The organism is Mesorhizobium sp. L-8-10 (assembly GCF_016756635.1).
Taxonomy (GTDB): Bacteria; Pseudomonadota; Alphaproteobacteria; order Rhizobiales; family Rhizobiaceae.
Window position 1 is genome coordinate 4,471,807 of sequence record NZ_AP023263.1, and the last position, 15,608, is coordinate 4,487,414.

Consider the following 15,608-nt stretch of genomic DNA (forward strand, 5'->3'; position numbering starts at 1 on the left):
ATCAGATCTGGAGACATTCATGAATCGTCCGGTCCGAACGCGAACTGATCCCGACGAGGTGCGCGCACGTATCCTGGAGGTGGCGGAGGAGCACTTTCGCCGTGTCGGCCACCATAAGACGTCGGTGGCCGACATCGCCTCCGAACTCGGCATGAGCACGGCAAATGTCTACCGTTTCTTTCCCTCCCGGGACACGATCAACGGGGCCATCTGCTGGCGAATCGTTAACGAGGTCGCTGAGATCGCCTTTGCGATCACGCACACGAATGTATCAGCCTCGGAGAAACTCGACCGGCTCCTGACCGCCGTCCACGACCGCAACAAGATGATATTGGTCAAGGAAAAGCGCATGCACGACCTGGTTGTTGCCGCCATGCAGGAGAACTGGGCGATCATCAAGGCGCATATCGAGCGGATGGTAACGATCTTCGAGGCGATCATCCGCGAGGGCATCGAAGCGAGCGAGTTCGAGGTCGAAGATCCCGCGGAAGCGGCGCGTGCGGTCAAGACCGCGTTCGTGCCGTTCCTCCATCCGATTCTGATCGAGCACTGCGTACAACACGGCGAAGACACCGAAGCAGGCCTGCGCGAGCAGATTCGCTTTATCCTGAAAGCTCTCGGCAAGTCGAACTAGCCGGCCTGTCGTACGCAGGCACTGTGGTTCCGGATCAAGCCGACTGCTGATGACATCCACGAGGACTCGACGGAGGAACGGGAAATGCGAACAGCAACGGCTGCCGAACATGGCTTTGTTCGCGGGGGAAACGGTTCAAGTTCTCGCCCGCTGGATTGCCTGACTTACCGCTTGACCCTTGTGCCCCTGACCTCGGTATGACGGCCAATATACTGGGAGTGCGAGAAGGGCGCGCGCGAACTCAAGGTTCGCGTCGAAGGCCAACTCATCTTCAACGCCACCGCGCAAACGTTGTACGCGGCGCTGGCTGAATAGGGATAGCTATATGCCGGAAGAGATGGCAAGCCCTACCTCGTCCGAGACAGAGCTCCAAAGGCTTGCCCACGCCCCATTTCGTGCAATGCCCGCTGACCAGCCGGATGCGGACCTTGCGGCCCTACCTTCCGACAGCCGGCAAGGGTCGAATAACTGGCGTTAAGCGGCTCGGCCGACCCCAGTCGGCAGAAGGCGATATGTTCCCATCCGACCGGCGAGGTATGGGCCAGGAGATTAGCCGGGCGAGGTCATTTTCGCGGATGAAGCCGGCAGGGCGCATGCACGGCGCTGGACCAACCGCCAGAGCGGTCATTCGGCCGTGCGTGACGGCGCGACGTCGGTCCTGATCGTGGCCGAGGCCATGCATGTCGAAGCTCCGGCGGATGTTCCTGCACTCATGACGGCGCTTGCGGCCGAGCTCGACGCCGCTTGGCCGTGCAGTCCGGTCTTCGGCGTGCTCAGCCGTTCCTCGCCCCGCTTCGAGTTCTGACCGTACGGCATCTGCCAGCCGTGCGTCGCGTTGCTTGCGTTCCTCTCTCAACCTGCGATTAAATGCGGGAAAACACCCGGCTCGTCCGGCAATAAGGGGAAACAAGAGCTTGGCGCAGGACCTGCTTCATCCGATTCCCAATCCGCCCGGCAGGCCCGTCGTCGGCAACATGCTGACGGTCGACAGCGATACGCCGCTGCAGAGCCTGATGCAGCTCACCCGCGAGCATGGTCCGATCTTCAAGCTGAACATGATGGGCACGCCACTTGTCGTGGTGTCGGGCGCGTCGCTGGTCGAGGAGATCTGCGACGAGAAGCGGTTCGACAAGGCCGTGCGCGGCTCGCTGCGCCGCATCCGCGCCGCGGCCGGCGACGGGCTGTTCACGAGCGACACGGCGGAGCCGAACTGGAGCAAGGCGCACAACATCCTGTTGCCGACCTTCGCGCAGCGGGCGATGGCCGGATACCTGCCGCTGATGCAGGATATTGCCGGCCAGCTTTGCCTGAAATGGGAGCGGCTCAACGCCGACGACGAGATCGACGTGGTCCACGACATGACGGCGCTGGCGCTGGATACGATCGGGGTCTGCGGCTTCGACTACCGCTTCAATTCCTTCTACCGGCGCGACTACCATCCCTTCATCGACGCGCTCACCCGCACGCTGGAAACCTGCATGGTTCAGCGGGGCCTGCCTTTCGAGAAGGTCGTGCTGAAGCGGCGGCTCAGGCAGCTCAGGGAAGACGTCTCCTTCATGAGCAAGCTCGTCGACGACATCATCCGCGAGCGGCGGCGCGGCGGCGGCGACCAGGCGCAGAAAGACCTTCTCAACTTCATGCTGGCAGGCGTCGACAAGCAGACCGGCGAGAGCTTGTCCGACGAGAATATCCGCTACCAGATCATCACCTTCCTGATCGCAGGGCACGAGACGACCTCCGGCCTCCTGTCCTTCACGCTCTATTTCCTGGTCAACAATCCCGACGTGCTGGCCAGGGCCTATGAGGAGGCCGACCGCGTGCTCGGCAGCGATCTGGCGGCCATGCCGACGTTCCAGCAGGTCAACCAACTCACCTATGTGCAGCAGATCCTGAACGAGGCGCTGCGGCTCTGGCCGACCGCGCCGGCGATCGGCCTCTACCCCTATGAGAACGAGGTGATCGGGGGCCGCTACAGCCTGAGGAAGGGCACGTTCGTCACGTTGCTCACTCTGATGCTGCACCGCGATCCGTCCGTCTGGGGCCCGGAGCCGGAGAAGTTCAACCCCGATAATTTCTCGCGGGAGGCCGAGGCGGCGCGTCCGGCGCATGCCTTCAAGCCGTGGGGAAACGGCCAGCGCGCCTGCATCGGCCGCCAGTTCGCCATGCAGGAGGCGACGCTGGTGCTCGGCATGATCCTGCAGCGCTTCCAGCTCTTCGACCATCTGAAATACCAGCTCAAGATCAAGGAGTCGCTGTCGATCAAGCCGGACGGCTTCCGCATCAAGGTGAAGCCGAGGCCGGGCCGCACACACAGTGCCTTCGTGCCGGGGGCAGTACTTGCCGACCAGGGCGACAAGCAGGCTCAGGTCGTGAGCGCAAAGCGGCCGAGCCATGGCACCAGGGCGACGATCCTGTTCGGCTCCAATCTGGGCACCACGGAGGAACTGGCCCGTACGGTCGCGCAATCGGCCGAGCTCAACGGTTTCGACACCACCTTTGCCGATCTCGATTCCCACGTCGGGGCCTTGCCGAAAGAGGGCGCCGTGATCATCGCCAGCGCCTCCTACAACGGTGCGCCGCCCGACAATGCGACGCTTTTCGTGAAATGGCTCGACGAAGCCGGGCCCGGTGCTGCCGCTGGCGTGAACTACCTGGTCTTCGGCTGCGGCAACCGCGACTGGGCCTCGACCTTCCAGGCCACGCCGCGCTTCATCGACGAAAGGCTGGAGGCGCTCGGCGGCCGCCGGGTGATACCGCGCGGCGAGGCCGACGCCCGCGAGGATCTCGACGGCCATTTCCAATCCTGGTTCAAGGATTTATGGCCACGGCTTGGCAAAGCCCTGGAACTGGACGTCGACTTTTCCGAACAGACCAAGGCCGAACCGCTCTATCAGGTGGAGATCGTGCAAGGCGCTCCCGTCAATCCGGCCGTCGGACAGGCGGGCGCCCGGGAGATGACCGTGCTCGCCAATCGCGAACTGCAGGACAGCGCGGCGTCGGGCCGTTCGACGCGCCACATCGAAGTGGCGCTGCCCGAGGGGATGATCTACCGCCCGGGCGATCATCTCTGCGTGGTTCCCGTCAACGCTCGGGAACTCGTCGAGCGGGTCGAGCGGCGTTTCGGCTTTGGCCCTGATACGCAGATTCGCCTGGCTACCACGGGCGGGCGGCATGCGCCGTTTCCGGCCGACGGGCCGGTGCCGCTGCGCCGCATCCTGTCGGACTATGTCGAGCTGCAGCATGTCGCCACCCGCAAACAGGTCGAGACGATGGCCGAGCACACGCGATGCCCGGTGACCAGACCGAAGCTGCAGGCGCTCGCGGCCGAAGGGGCGGAAGCCTATCGGAGCGAGGTCTTCGTGAAACGCAAATCCGTCCTCGACCTGCTCGAGGAGTTCCCGGCCTGCGAACTGCCCTTCGGGCTCTATCTCGAAATGCTGCCGTTGATGGCGCCGCGCTATTATTCGATCTCGTCGTCGCCGTCTGCGGCTCAAGGACGTTGCGCCATTACCGTCGGCGTGGTCGAGGGGCCGGCGCGGTCCGGAAGCGGCATCTACAAGGGCGTCTGTTCGAACCATCTCGTCGACAAGGGCGAGGGTGCCGTCATCCATGCCACCGTCAAGGAAACCAAGGCCGGCTTCCGCCTCCCGGACGATCCGGCGAGGCCCGTCATCATGATCGGGCCGGGAACGGGGCTCGCGCCGTTCCGCGCTTTCCTTCAGGAGAGGGCTGCGTTGAAGGCCGCCGGCACGACGCTCGGGCCGGCCATGCTGTTCTTCGGCTGCCGCCACCCCGACCAGGATTTCCTCTATCGCGGGGAACTGGAGGCAATGGCCGCGCAGGGCCTCGCCGACCTCCATGTCGCCTTTTCGAGGCTCGCCGGCGAAAAGACCTATGTCCAGGACCTGCTGTGGAAGGAACGGACCACCGTGTGGCGGCTGATCGAGGCCGGCGCCCATATCTATGTCTGCGGCGACGGGAGCCGCATGGAGCCGGATGTGAAGCGCGCACTGGCGCGCATCTATGCCGAGGAGAAGGACGTCGACGTCGAGGCGGCGGACGCCTGGACGGACGAGATGAGCCGGACGAGCCGCTACGTGCTCGATGTCTGGGCGGGCAACTGACGGAGGACCGGCGCGGCGGGCGAAAGCGTCGTGCCGCCCGGCAGGCGTCGTGTCGGGATGTTGCTCATCAGCATCGGTTCGGCGTCTTGACAAGGCTGACGTTACGACACCGTTGCAATCGATGTTGCGGTGCACAATATATGCGGCATCGAGAGTCGTAGACTCGGGGAGGAACCCACGAGGAGTACGACAGATGCAACAGAGCGCGCACCATGCCGTTGCCCCCAACGGGATCATCCGGCAACTCAGGCCTTCGGACCTTCAGCGCTTCCAGGATCACTTGCTGCGGCTCGACACCGTCAGCAGGCGCGACCGATTCAACGGCTTCACCGACGACAGTTTCGTTTCAGGCTATGCGGCGCGCAGCTTCCACGACGGCACGACGGTGATCGGCTATGTCGAGGACGACAAGGTTCTCGGCGCGGCCGAGTTGCACGAGCGTCCCGGACTGGTGCCGCCGACGGGCGAAATCGCCTTCAGCGTCGAGCGTGAATTGCAGCGCCGCGGCATTGGCGGCCGCCTGTTCGCACGGCTGATCGCCCATGCGCACGCGCTCGGCTACACCAAGCTTTTGGTCACGACCCACCCGCAGAACGAGGCGATGAAGGCACTTGCTCGTCGCTTCGACGCGAAGCTGTCCTTCGACGCCGGCGAGACGGTCGGCGTGATCGAGCTTGCTCCGGCCGAGCAGCATTATCTGCCGCTGTGGACGCAACTTGCGGCGGAGGCCGCGGCTCAGCCGGCGGGCTCATCGTAGTGTGTTCGTCGGCCAGATGATCAAGTCATAGACCGATCGCGCCGATTGAATTTTCGACCTGAAGCAAGCTTGGAACCAATCCCCGAGCACCCTCGTTTGGCCGCTGCCGCCGTCCACGTGGGAAGGACGATGTTCGAGGCCTTTCAAGTCCTGACGCTCCTGCTGGTTGCCGTCGCCTTGGCGAGCGTGCTTGCACATGCGATGGAATTGCCGGGCAAGCTGCGCCTGGCGAAAGAGGAATATCTGGCCGTGCAGCCGATCTATTACCCGGGCTTCACTGTCGCCGGCGGGGTGGGCGAAGCGGGTGGATTGGCGGCGACCTTCATACTCACCATCTTGTGGGCAGGATCACCGGGCTTCTGGCTGGTATTCTGCGCGTTCCTCGCCATGCTCGTCATGCATGCGCTGTACTGGATTCTGACGCATCCGGTGAATAATTTCTGGCTGAAGGACAGCGATCTCAGCAGGTTCGGAGTCGGCTTCTTCTCATTCGGCGCGCGCGACGAGGAAAGCGCCCAGGATTGGCGGAAGCTGCGTGATCGTTGGGAATATTCGCATGTGGCCCGGGCCTTTTTCGCCATGCTTGCCTTTTTGTTGCTGGCGATCGCTTACGTTGTGCGGTGAAGCCTTTGGCACCCTTTTTCGACGATGCGGCAAAGTCGGCATGCGGCCGGAAATAAAAAGGCGCCGCTTGCGCGGCGCCATTGAGGTACGCTTGTACTGGAGCCGGTGATGCCGGGCCGGTCAGGCGGCCTTCTTGCCGTAGAACTTCGAGAACTCGGCCTGCACGGCCTGCGCACCTTCGGTCACCGTGGTGCGGGCGGTCTCGGCGGCGCCCCGGATGCGCTCGAAATTGGCGCGGGCGTTCTCGCGGACGAAATCGGCCTGGAGCTGGACGGCCTCGTTGACCGACTTGGCAGCGGCGATCTTCTCGACGGTGGTCAGCGTGTGCTGGACATTGGCGAGCGTCATGTCGAGCAGGCCACGGGTCAGATTGGCATAGCCGCCGACGATCGATGTCGCGAACTTCTCGGCGGTGTCGGTCGCATTGGCCGCACCCGAATGCACGCTTTCCGCGCGCTCCTTGGCGGAAGAGGCGGTGCGCTTCACGAAATCGCGGGCGGCGGCAGGAATTTCGAGCTTCGACTGGACGTTGTCGATCGCGTCCTGGATCGAGGCGACATAGCCGGAAGCGGGGGCGGCAGTGGTCTTGGCAGTGGTCTTGGTCATCGGGGTTTCTCCATCCTCAGTTGGGAGCCATGGTGGACCCCGTCCGACTTCGGCCCGGGGCATGGCGATCATATAGAGGCTGATTTTGTGCATTGCAACATAAATTCTTGTTGCGCCGCAATATGACCTGCAAGCGATTGATAAAAAGCGGCTATTTCTGCATTGAAGGAGTGGTTGGCCTACTCCGGAGCGGGCAGAGGGCAGGCTTTGTGCGTGGCCGTGGCCGCGATAGACGGTCCGGCACGGGGCGCGCTGAATCAAGTCGGCAACAGCCCGAAAATCGGAACTGGCCTTCACAAAGGCGCTGGATAAGATCCGTGAGCGTCCGCTTCTGGGTAGGTGCCGCCTTAACGGCCACCAATCCCCCGTTGCCAGGCCAGATATGGATCGCCTCGTCCGGCGGCCGCGAGCCTGTCATACGACCCCGCCTGCGCCCCGTCGGCGCGATCGGCCCCGCTTCCGCCAACCGACTGGCATCCGGCGAGAATGACAATCAAGATCAGGACAGGTTTCCACATGCGCATAGCCATAGCACGAATTTCGGCTGAGCCGTGAAACGACAGGGAGAGAAGCAATCACGACATTGCGATAAGCAGAGGGCCGTGCCGGAGGCGGTCGGCTTGAAAACAGGGCGGCCGGAGGCGCACATGCGCTATGGGAACGCGGCGGGTGGTCGCCATCTCCCCTCAATGAGGCTTCAGGACTGGACAGCTTATGCCGAAAGCCAATCCATCACCGAAACTCACCGGGGCAATGTTCGTACCGGAGGCCGAGAAGCTGGCGGCGCTGCGCCGTACGAAATTCATAGCCACCGCCGCTTTGGTGCTATGCGTCACGATCTTCCTGATCGCCAAGTCCTTCCAGCATCGTTATCCGCTGCTCGGTTTCGTCGCGGCCTTCGCCGAAGCAGCGTCCATCGGTGGCCTGGCGGACTGGTATGCGGTGGTTGCGCTGTTCAAGCGTCCGCTCGGGCTGCCGATCCCGCACACAGCGATCATTCCGGAAAACCAGAACCGCATTGCCGACAATCTCGGCCATTTCATCGAGACCAACTTCCTGTCGCCCGGCCCCGTGCGCGAAAAACTCAACGAGGTCGACTTCGCCGCCCTGGTGGCGGATTGGTTGTCCGATCGTTCGCGGGCAGCAGGGCTGTCGCGCTTCGTTGCCCGACTGGTGCCGCAGATGCTGGCGTCGATCGAGGAGTCGGGCCTGCGGGGTTTCGTCGGAGAGCGGGTGCTCGAGCAGGTCGAGAAGATCAAGGTCGCGCCGCTGGCGGCCGAGTTGCTCTCGGCCTTCACCGACGAGCGCCGGCACCAGAAGCTGTTCGACGAACTGACCAAGGTCGTCGGCCGCCTCCTTTCGGACGAGCAGGCGCTGGCCGCCATGCGCGACAAGATCCGCGAGGAACTGCCGACCCTGTTCAACCTGTTCCGAGCGGACGCCTATCTCCTGAAGAAGATCGTCGCATCGGCCGGCACGCTGCTGGAGGAGGTGAGGAAGGACAAGAACCATCCGATGCGCGAGGAGTTCGACCGCTTCGTCATGAAGTTCATCGACCGGTTGCGCCATTCGAAGGAGTATGCCAGGCGCGCCGAGCGGCTGAAGCGCGACTTCCTGGCGAGGCCCGAACTCGCCGACCTCGCCCAGGAGATGTGGGGCAGCCTGCGGCAGTTCATCGAGCAGGATGCCTCATCGGAACAGTCGCGCATCCGCGACCATCTCGCCGACATGTTCGTTGAAGTCGGCCGGCATCTGGCGACCGACCCGCAAATCAGGGCCGATATGAACCGCGGTTTCGTCGTGGCGCTTTCCTCCTTCATCGAGACACAGAAGAGCGGCGTCTCGACCTTCATCGCGGATCAGGTGAAGCGATGGGACCTGGCCCAGCTCACCCGGCTGATCGAGATGAATATCGGCAAGGACCTGCAATATATCCGTTTCAACGGCATGATCATCGGCGGGCTGGCCGGGCTTCTGCTCTATGCTGCGGAACTTCTCGTCGTCGCGAATTGACCGGCCCCGCCAATCTTCTATCTTTGAGGAATGACCGGCATGCGGATAGTGCCGGCGCCAAGGAGGAAGGCATGGCGAATAAACCGGAATCGGAGTCCTTCATCGACATGTTCGCGAAGCTCGGCCAGGACCTGAAGCTTCCCAGCATGGACATCGAGCGGGTGCTTGAGCATCACCGCAAGAACCTCGAAGCGCTGCAGAAATCGGCTTCCGCCACGGCATCCGGCGCCAGCTCGCTGATGGCCAAGCAGCGGGAGATGCTGCAAGACACACTGCGCGAGGTCACCGACATGGCGCAGAGCTATCGTATCCCCGGCAATCCGCAGGAGATGATGGCCAAGCAGGCGGATTTCGCCCGGAAATCCTTCGAAGCCGCCGTGAAGAATGCCGGCGAAGTCGCCGAGATCGTCAAGAAATCCGGCACCGAATCCATCGAGATCCTGCGCAAGCGCATCCAGGAGTCCATGGAAGAGATCCGCGACAGCTACGAGAAGCGGAAGTAGCCCCGGCATTGCTTCGAGAGAGGCACGGCATCGTCTGGGGAGGGGCAGACATGACAGCCAATGAGAAGCCGGCGGTCGCGCCCGGCCGCCTGCGGCAAATGGAGATTTATGTCACCGGCGTCGGTGGCGCACGCCCGTCGGTGCCGGTCGCACCGGACGCGCTTGAGGCGAACGCCCGCCAGGCCATGTCCCCGCAGGCCGCCGCCTATATAATCGGCGGCGGCGGCTGCGAAGTCACGATGCGGGCGAACCGCGCAGCCTTCGAGCGCCATGCGCTCGTACCGCGCGTGCTGCGCGACGTGGCAACCCGCGACATCTCCGTCACCCTGTTCGGCCGCCGTCACCGCGCGCCCATCCTGCTCGCGCCGGTCGGCGTGCTGGAGATGGTACATCCCGAGGCTGATCTCGCCGTCGCGCGGGCCGCGGCCGCCGAAGGCATCGGCTATGTCTTCTCCAACCAGGCGTCGGTGCCGCTGGAGAAGACCGCGGCGGCGATGGCCGCTGCGCCGCGCTGGTTCCAGCTCTATTGGTCGAGCGACGACGATTTCGTCCGCTCGATCGTGGCCCGGGCCGAGAAGGCCGGTTGCGAGGCGATCGTGGTGACGCTCGACACGACGCTGCTCGGCTGGCGGCCGCGCGATCTCGACATGGCCTATCTGCCGTTCCTGCGGGGGCTGGGGATCGGCCAGTATCTCAGCGATCCGGTATTCCTTTCGAAAATCCCGGCATCTCCACCCGACACCGGCATCCGGCCGCGCGGCCTGGGTGTCATAGGGGCCGCGCTCAGCCTGCGCCGCAAGGGCAAGGAATTCGGCCTGACGATAAGCCAGATGCGCGCGGCGGTCGCGCATTTCACCGCGACCTATTCGCGACCCGATCTCAACTGGACCGATATCGCCAGGTTGCGCGACATGACCAGCCTGCCGATCCTGCTCAAGGGCCTGTGCCATGCCGACGACGCAAGGCTCGCGCGGGAGCATGGCGTCGACGGTATCGTGGTGTCGAACCATGGCGGGCGTCAGGTCGACGGCGAGATCGCGACACTCGACGCGCTGCCCGATATCGCCGCAGCGGCGGAAGGCCTGCCGGTGCTGCTCGCGATCGCGGGCGAGACCGGCGTGCGCGAGGTCATCCGCAACATCATCGGCGAGTTCGACATAACGCTGGCGCTGCTGGGGCTGATCAAGGCGAGCGAACTGGGCAAGGAGAACTTGTCGCGTTAAGTGTCGGTACCACCGCCACCGAAAAGCTCGCGGATCGCTGTGCCGAGGTCGACCAGCGCTGCGGCGCCGTTCCCGCGGAAGGCAGAGCCGTGCATGAGCGCCAAGGTCTGGGGCTCCAGCCCGGCCAGGCGCGCGAACAGCTTCTGCGTATGCGGCGCCCACACGAGGCCATGCGCGAAAGGCCCGGCGAGGGAGGCCACCATCATCGCGCGCGCCGGCCCGACGATGTCGCTCTCGGTCAAGGCCGACACCTCGCCGCCATGGAGGAACAGGTCGGAACAGAACAGCGTTCGGTCGGTCTCGTCGAAAAGCAGGCTGGCATCCCATCCATGGGGGAGATGCGGGGTCGACAGGAAACGGAATGCATGCCGCCCGGTAAGCAGGATCTCGTCGTCCTTCAGGGACCTTGCCGGCCGGTCGGCATAGTCCTCGAGCACAACCGACGCACCGACCGTGCCGGTGACCGGCGTCGCCTGCGGGGCGAGCGCCAGCCATTCGTTGAGGGCGCCGCATTCGTCGGGCTCGAAATGCGAATAACCGATCCAGCGTATGGTTGCAGGATCGATCAGTCGGGCGACGGCGTCACGCGTGTCCGGGAAGGCCCGCCGAAAACCCGTGTGATAGAGCAGGGGCTCTTCGTCGCGCATGAGATACTGGTTGAAGGTGAAGCCGAATCGCGGCTCGAAGCTGGCGATCCGGTAGACGTCAGGTGCGATCTCGTCGATGGCAATGGTCACGGCGGCCTCCCCAAGAACGGGTCGGCGCGATCCTATAGTCCTGCTCCTGACACCTTTCCGTCAGGAGTTCGATCCCGGCGAATCTATTTCCGTTTCGGATCCGGGAAGAACAGGCTGCGCCAGCCGCTCCGATCGAAAGGCTTCCATTCACCGTCCTTCTGCGCCAGCCGGTCGCAGATGGCAAAGACTGCCGCCGGGTGATGGCCGAGACCGCAATGGCTCGCCTCCACCTCGATGCTCTCGGTATGCGGCAGCTCGTTCTCCAGGCAACTCTGCCAGGCGCAGATGCCGTCGGTGCGGCTGTAGATCGCGGTGCTCGGTACCGGCGGCGATTCCGAGATGGCGCCGCCCATGTGACGCTCGCGGTCGTCGACCTTGTGGCCGGAGGTGAACTCATAGAGCCGCCACGCATTGGTGGCGCGCGGATCGCCGTTGAACGGGCTGCCCAGCGTGATCACGCCGCGCACCAGTTCCGGCATCATCTTCGCCAGCTGCCGCGCATAGATGCCGCCGAGGCTCCAGCCGACGATGCTCACCTTGCCGCCACTGACGTCGGCGAGTTCCTTCACGCGGTCTACCATCCTGCGTTCGATGCCGGGCAGGGGACCGTAGTTGCGGCCGAGGTTCCAACCATGTGCGGCATAGCCCTTGGACTTGAGGAAACCGCGCAGCGGCACCGTCGAACGGTCGCTCGTGACGAGCCCGGGCAGGACCAGCACGGGGTGACCGTCACCGCCGGGCGTCATGGCCGTGAGCAGCGGCAACGACGCGACAAAGCTGCCGAGTTCGGGCAATGTCCGCAACTCCAGCGCGAACAGCAGCCGCGACGGCGGTTTCAGGGGATGCGCATGCGCTGTCATTCCAGCTCCTGTCGGGTCGTGCGGTCGCCCTGGATGGACGGCCGGCGGGTTCCGTTCACGCGTCACATATGGGGCTTCGTTCGTGGTTCGGGCAGATGTCGCGATGTCATCGTCGGCTCAGTTCTGCACGGGTTTCGGCATGGTCTCGACGGCCGACTTCAGCTCGGCGAGCGCTGCGACGAGCAGATCCGCGAGCTTCGCGGCGTCGGGAACCGCCCGCTTGTCGGCGGTGATGCCGAAATCGAGCTTGTCGAGGTAGCTCTGCACCGTGATGTTGAGCGCTATCCCGTGCACGGGGATCGAGACGGGATAGAGCGCAAGGATCCTGGCGCCGGCGCAATAGAGGGGAAAGGGTGGCCCGGCCACGTTGGAGATGGTCAGATTGGTGGTCGACGGCATGACGTCGGCAAGGCCGATGCGGCCATAGAGCTGGGCGAGACCGGGCAGCAGGATCGGCGCCCCGAGCAGCGTATAGTCCTTGGGCGAGACGTCCTTAACCGTGCCGGCCAGCGCCTTGGAATCGCCAGCGGTGCGGCGGATCGCCTGCAGTCGTTCCAGCGGATCGGCGATCTCCGTGGCGATCGGGCATAGCATGCCGAAGACCTGGTTGCTGGCTTCGGCATCGCCCGGCTTCCGCAGCGAGATCGGCACGAAGGCGACGAGCGGCCGCTTCGGCAGCGCTTTCCGTTCCGAAAGATAGGGTCGAAGCGCGCCGGCGCAGATCGCCATCACCACGTCGTTGATCTTGGCGCCCGTCGCCTTGGCCACGAATTTGGCGTCGGTCAGCGACATTTCGCGCGCCGCGAAGGAGCGCTGGCTGGTGATCGTCACGTTGAACGGGGTCTTCGGGGCTAGCACGTCGGGAATGCCGGGCAGCCCGCCCCCGCTTTCACTCTTCTTCGGCAGGAGCATGTCTGTGACCGTGCCGAGCATCTGGGGGATCGCCTCCATCGCCTTCAGTTGCTGGCGCATGACGTTCTGCACGGCATCGTTGATGCCGAGGATGGCGCGTTCCTCTATCGTCGGCTTTCTCGTGGGCTTCTTCGGCTCGGGCGGTTTCACCTTGCGCGGCTCGGGCGACATGTCGAACAGGGCGGCCGCGATCGCCATGCCGGCGCCGCCGTCGATCGCCGCATGGTGCATCTTCGAATAGACGGCGACGTTGCCGTCGCCGAGCCCATCGATCACTGTGATCTGCCAGAGAGGACGGCTGCGGTCCAGCGGCACGGCATGCAGTTCGCCGACCATCTGCTCGAGTTGGGCGAAGCTGCCCGGGGCCGGCAGCGTCGCGCGCTTGATGTGATAGTCGAGGTCCATCTCGCCGGCGTCGACCCAGCCGGGATGGTCGAGTTCGAGCACGGTTCGGGCCAGCTTCTTCTCGAAGACCGGCGCCAGATGCATGCGCGACAGGAAGAAATCCCGGAAATGATGGAAGAACGAACCCGGCAGTTCCGCCGGCGGTTCATAGATGTGGAGGCCCGCCACATGCATCGGCATCTCGGGCGTTTCCATATAGAGAAACGAAGCGTCGATGCCCGTCAGCTGTTTCATCGGGTTCCTCCCGCTCCTCGGTTCCCGGTCAGCGCCGTCTTGCGAAATACGCGCCGCAATTGCCGACGATGAAGTCGAACGGCCACGAAGAGCTCCACATGTGATCATTTGCCGGATTCGTTGCAAAGGCAAGCGGAGCGATGACTTGGCATGGCTTTCCGCTGGGTAAGCATCCGGGGAATACGATCAGGACGTTCAATGGCCGGTTGCTGCTTTTCAACCGCTGTGGTCGCGTCTAGATTGAGCAAAAACATTCCTCGGGAGGGGAAGCCATGGAGCGCTTGTGGCTCAAGCACTACCCGGCCGGTGTTCCGGCCGAGGTCAATTTCGACTACTATCCGTCCGTCGCTGCACTGTTCGAAGAGAGCTTCGCGCGCTTCAAGGACGACAAGGCCTATATCTGCATGGACAAGTCGGTCACCTATGGTGATATCGACCTGATGTCACGCGATCTTGCGGCCTATCTGCAAGGGCTCGGCCTCAAGAAGGGCGACCGCGTTGCGTTGATGATGCCGAACCTGCTGCAATATCCGGTGGCCATCGCGGCTGTGCTGAGGGCGGGCTTCATCGCCGTCAACGTCAATCCGCTCTACACGCCGCGGGAGCTGGAGCACCAGCTCAGGGATTCCGGCGCGCTGGCGATCATCATCCTGGAGAATTTCGCGGCGACCCTTCAGCAGGTCATCCGCAACACCTCGATCAAGCACGTCGTCGTCTCCAGCGTCGGCGACCTCTTGGGCTTCGCGAAGGGGACCGTCACCAACTTCGTCGTGCGCAGGGTGAAGAAGGCCGTGCCGGCCTGGTCGCTGCCGGGGTCGGTCAGCCTCAAGGCGGCGCTGGCGACGGGCCGTCACAAGCCGCTCGACGCGCCCGATCTCCAGCCGGACGACGTCGCCGTGCTGCAGTATACCGGCGGAACCACCGGTGTCGCCAAGGGCGCCACGCTGCTTCACCGCACCATCATCGCCAACCTGCTCGCTTCCGAGGCGTGGATGCAGCCGGGCATCAAGCGAAAGCCGACCTCCGGCCAGCTCACCTTCATCTGCGCGCTGCCGCTCTATCACGTTTTCGCCTTCATCAGCTGCGGGCTACTGGCCATGCGCGCCGGCGGGGTCAACATTCTGATTCCCAATCCGCGCGATATCCCCGGCATGGTCAAGGAAATGGCCAAGTACCGCTTCCACCTGATCCCCGGCGTCAACACGCTGTTCAATGCGCTGGCCAGCAATCCGGATTTCGCCAGGCTCGATTTCTCGCAATTGCGGATCGCCAATGGCGGGGCCATGGCCGTTCAGGAGGCCGTGGCCCGGAAGTGGCTGGAAGTGACGGGCTGCCCGATCGTCGAAGGTTATGGCCTCTCCGAGACGTCGGCGGGCATCGCCTGCAACCCGACCGATAACGACGCTTTCACCGGCACGATCGGACTGCCGCTGCCCAATGTGGAGATCCGCCTGCTCGACGACGACGGCAACGATGTGCCGCATGGCGCGCCCGGCGAGATTTCGATCAAGGGTCCTCAGGTGATGGCCGGCTACTGGCAACGCCCCGACGAGACGGCCAAGGTGATGACCCCGGACGGTTTCTTCAAATCCGGCGACGTCGGCATCATGGACGACCGTGGTTACGTCAAGATCGTGGACCGCAAGAAGGACATGATCCTGGTGTCGGGCTTCAACGTATACCCGAACGAGATCGAGGACGTGGTTGCCAGCCATCCCGGCGTGCAGGAATGTGCCGTGGTTGGCGTGCCCGACAAGAATTCGGGCGAGGCCGTGATGGTGTTCGTGGTGAAGCGGGACCCGACGCTCACCAAGGAGGTGCTGCAGGAGTATTGCGCCAAGAACCTCACGGGCTACAAGAAGCCGAAGCATATCGAGTTCCGCACCGACCTTCCGCGCACCAATGTCGGCAAGATTCTTCGCCGCGAGTTGCGCGACGAGGTCATGAAGAAGTCCGCCTGACCCGTCACGAGGATC

12 protein-coding genes and 1 pseudogene are annotated in these 15,608 nt (G+C 63.9%); 9 read left to right on the top strand and 4 right to left on the bottom strand.

Translation table 11 applies throughout. The features are described from left to right. Positions 1-19 precede the first annotated feature (19 nt). The 5 genes and pseudogenes from JN280_RS20600 to JN280_RS20620 all read left to right on the top strand — a co-directional run bounded on the left by JN280_RS20600 (position 20) and on the right by JN280_RS20620 (position 6,139). On the top strand, positions 20-634 hold the full coding sequence (locus JN280_RS20600) for a TetR family transcriptional regulator (RefSeq protein WP_202314926.1): 615 nt from the start codon (positions 20-22) through the stop codon (positions 632-634). A gap of 553 nt (positions 635-1,187) precedes the next feature. Beyond that, a pseudogene (locus JN280_RS20605) lies at positions 1,188-1,439 on the top strand (hypothetical protein); the annotation flags it as partial. Positions 1,440-1,548: 109 nt separating this feature from the next. Continuing rightward, complete coding sequence (locus JN280_RS20610; protein ID WP_274609019.1) at positions 1,549-4,758, top strand: bifunctional cytochrome P450/NADPH--P450 reductase; 3,210 nt, start codon at positions 1,549-1,551, stop codon at positions 4,756-4,758. Positions 4,759-4,951: 193 nt separating this feature from the next. Next, positions 4,952-5,515, top strand: coding sequence for a GNAT family N-acetyltransferase (locus tag JN280_RS20615; protein ID WP_202304711.1), 564 nt, complete (start codon positions 4,952-4,954; stop codon positions 5,513-5,515). 129 nt (positions 5,516-5,644) lie between these two features. Continuing rightward, positions 5,645-6,139 carry an anthrone oxygenase family protein gene (locus tag JN280_RS20620; RefSeq protein WP_202304712.1) on the top strand — a complete coding sequence of 165 codons (495 nt, stop codon included), beginning with the start codon at positions 5,645-5,647 and terminating at the stop codon, positions 6,137-6,139. Between the two features lie 120 nt (positions 6,140-6,259). Here JN280_RS20620 and JN280_RS20625 read toward each other — a convergent pair whose 3' ends face one another. After that, the gene (locus tag JN280_RS20625; protein ID WP_202304713.1) at positions 6,260-6,745 is read right to left on the bottom strand and encodes a phasin family protein; all 486 of its coding nucleotides are present in this window, start codon (positions 6,743-6,745) and stop codon (positions 6,260-6,262) included. A 714-nt stretch (positions 6,746-7,459) separates the two neighbouring features. On the opposite strand from JN280_RS20625, the gene JN280_RS20630 reads away from it, so the two are divergent. From JN280_RS20630 to JN280_RS20640, 3 genes are all read left to right on the top strand, one after another. Continuing rightward, on the top strand, positions 7,460-8,758 hold the full coding sequence (locus JN280_RS20630; RefSeq protein WP_202304714.1) for a DUF445 domain-containing protein: 1,299 nt from the start codon (positions 7,460-7,462) through the stop codon (positions 8,756-8,758). A 71-nt stretch (positions 8,759-8,829) separates the two neighbouring features. Beyond that, the gene (locus tag JN280_RS20635) at positions 8,830-9,261 is read left to right on the top strand and encodes a phasin family protein (protein ID WP_202304716.1); all 432 of its coding nucleotides are present in this window, start codon (positions 8,830-8,832) and stop codon (positions 9,259-9,261) included. 50 nt (positions 9,262-9,311) lie between these two features. Further along, positions 9,312-10,484, top strand: a complete 1,173-nt coding sequence (locus tag JN280_RS20640) for an alpha-hydroxy-acid oxidizing protein (RefSeq protein WP_202304718.1) — start codon at positions 9,312-9,314, stop codon at positions 10,482-10,484. On the opposite strand, the gene JN280_RS20645 is transcribed toward JN280_RS20640, so the two are convergent. From JN280_RS20645 to JN280_RS20655, 3 genes are all read right to left on the bottom strand, one after another. Beyond that, positions 10,481-11,221: an MBL fold metallo-hydrolase gene (locus JN280_RS20645; RefSeq protein WP_202304725.1), complete on the bottom strand. Its 741-nt coding sequence runs from the start codon at positions 11,219-11,221 to the stop codon at positions 10,481-10,483. The genes JN280_RS20640 and JN280_RS20645 overlap by 4 nt on opposite strands. A gap of 83 nt (positions 11,222-11,304) precedes the next feature. After that, positions 11,305-12,081: an esterase/lipase family protein gene (locus JN280_RS20650; RefSeq protein WP_202304726.1), complete on the bottom strand. Its 777-nt coding sequence runs from the start codon at positions 12,079-12,081 to the stop codon at positions 11,305-11,307. Positions 12,082-12,198: 117 nt separating this feature from the next. Next, positions 12,199-13,632: a WS/DGAT/MGAT family O-acyltransferase gene (locus JN280_RS20655; RefSeq protein ID WP_202304729.1), complete on the bottom strand. Its 1,434-nt coding sequence runs from the start codon at positions 13,630-13,632 to the stop codon at positions 12,199-12,201. Positions 13,633-13,904: 272 nt separating this feature from the next. On the opposite strand from JN280_RS20655, the gene JN280_RS20660 reads away from it, so the two are divergent. Continuing rightward, positions 13,905-15,593, top strand: a complete 1,689-nt coding sequence (locus tag JN280_RS20660; protein WP_202304731.1) for a long-chain-fatty-acid--CoA ligase — start codon at positions 13,905-13,907, stop codon at positions 15,591-15,593. Positions 15,594-15,608 lie beyond the last annotated feature (15 nt).

Excerpts from the sequence above, each read along its gene's own strand:
- JN280_RS20600 (WP_202314926.1), top strand. The coding sequence starts at position 20 with ATGAATCGTCCGGTCCGAACGCGAACTGATCCCGACGAGGTGCGCGCA.
- JN280_RS20615 (WP_202304711.1), top strand. The coding sequence starts at position 4,952 with ATGCAACAGAGCGCGCACCATGCCGTTGCCCCCAACGGGATCATCCGG.
- JN280_RS20620 (WP_202304712.1), top strand. The coding sequence starts at position 5,645 with ATGTTCGAGGCCTTTCAAGTCCTGACGCTCCTGCTGGTTGCCGTCGCC.
- JN280_RS20625 (WP_202304713.1), bottom strand. The coding sequence starts at position 6,745 with ATGACCAAGACCACTGCCAAGACCACTGCCGCCCCCGCTTCCGGCTAT.
- JN280_RS20630 (WP_202304714.1), top strand. The coding sequence starts at position 7,460 with ATGCCGAAAGCCAATCCATCACCGAAACTCACCGGGGCAATGTTCGTA.
- JN280_RS20635 (WP_202304716.1), top strand. The coding sequence starts at position 8,830 with ATGGCGAATAAACCGGAATCGGAGTCCTTCATCGACATGTTCGCGAAG.
- JN280_RS20640 (WP_202304718.1), top strand. The coding sequence starts at position 9,312 with ATGACAGCCAATGAGAAGCCGGCGGTCGCGCCCGGCCGCCTGCGGCAA.
- JN280_RS20650 (WP_202304726.1), bottom strand. The coding sequence starts at position 12,081 with ATGACAGCGCATGCGCATCCCCTGAAACCGCCGTCGCGGCTGCTGTTC.
- JN280_RS20655 (WP_202304729.1), bottom strand. The coding sequence starts at position 13,632 with ATGAAACAGCTGACGGGCATCGACGCTTCGTTTCTCTATATGGAAACG.
- JN280_RS20660 (WP_202304731.1), top strand. The coding sequence starts at position 13,905 with ATGGAGCGCTTGTGGCTCAAGCACTACCCGGCCGGTGTTCCGGCCGAG.